Source organism: Streptomyces sp. W16, from assembly GCF_033194735.1.
GTDB lineage: Bacteria > Actinomycetota > Actinomycetes > Streptomycetales > Streptomycetaceae > Streptomyces.
Window position 1 is genome coordinate 1 of sequence record NZ_JAWOAI010001089.1, and the last position, 1,329, is coordinate 1,329.

Annotated in this window: 1 pseudogene; it reads left to right on the top strand. The window is 74.8% G+C overall.

The window, feature by feature from the left end:
* Positions 1 to 1,329 (top strand): annotated as a pseudogene (locus tag R6V09_RS53330) (serine protease); the annotation flags it as partial.

Here is a 1,329-nt window from a genome sequence, read left to right on the forward strand (position 1 = left end):
CCGTCGCCCTGCCCGGCGGCCTCGGCGACGTCGGCCCCGAGCGGCTGGCGCGGGTCGCGGGCGACGCCGGGAGGCCCTTGCTGCTGCTTCTCGACGGGCCCGAGGAGATGCCGCCCGTGCTGGCCCACCGGCTGGACGCGTGGACCCGGGGGACGGGGGAGTGGCTGCGGGAGAGCGGGGCGCGGCTGGTGGTGGGATGCCGGGCGGAGTACTGGGAAGGAGCGGGATTTCCAAGGGAGTTGCTGTACGGCGGGGATGCCTCGGAGAGTTGCGTGCGCCTCGGTGATCTGCAGCCCGACGAAGCCCGCCGAGCCCGCGCAGCCTACACCGTCCCGGAGGACCTCCTCGCCGACCCCGACGCCCGGCACCCCCTCACCCTCCGGCTGCTCTCCGAGGTGCTCGCCGCACTGCCCGCGGCCCCCGCCGCCCAACTCCACCGCGACGACGTGTTCTCGGCCTACCTCGACCTCATGTGCCTCCGCATCGCCGTCCGCCTCGCCGCCGAGAACGGCCTGCGCGGCACCGCCGTACGACGGCTCGCCGCCAAGGTGTCCGGACAGGTGCACGAAGCGGCGCGGCGCAGTCTCGGGCCGGGGCAGGGGGAGTTGGGCCGGGAGGCGTTCGAGGCGGTGTTCCCCTGGGGTCCCGCACCGGCGCGGCTCGGCGGCGGTACCGGGTGGGCGTCCGCCGTTCTCACCGAGGGGCTTCTCGTGCCGGCCGGCAGCGGATACCGCTTCGCCCACGAGGAGTTGGCCGACTGGATCCAGGGCACGCATCTCGATCTCGACGAGGCACTGCGCGCCCTGGTGTACCGCCCGCGCACCCAGCGGACCGGGCATCCCCTCCCCGTCCCGCACCACCGTATCGGCCCCGTCGTACAGGCCCTGCTGCTCCTCGCCCGCGAGCACGGCACCGGTCAACTCGCCCTACGGCTGGGGGAGTTGGCGCAGGCTCTGGACGCGGACCCGCACTCCTGGTGGGCCGCGCGACTGCTCGCCGAGGTGCTGGTACGGGTGCCCGACGCGACGCCGTACAGCGGAGTACTGCGGCTGCTCGCCGACCAGTTGGTGGGACGACGGCAGCAACACGACGACGTACCGGCGGAGTTCGCGCCGGAATTCTGGACCGCGCTGGCGCTGCCGGAGGCCGAGCGGTTCGAGTTGCTGCGGCGGCTGGTGCTCGCCGACGGTGCCCCGCAGGACGGCGGCGGGCCCCGATTCCTCGACGCCGCCGCCGAGTTGCTCGCCGCCGACCCCACCGCCGTACAGCCGCTGCTGACCCGCTGGTTCGACGACGAGCGGCCGTTGCCCGCGACCCCGCACGCGACCG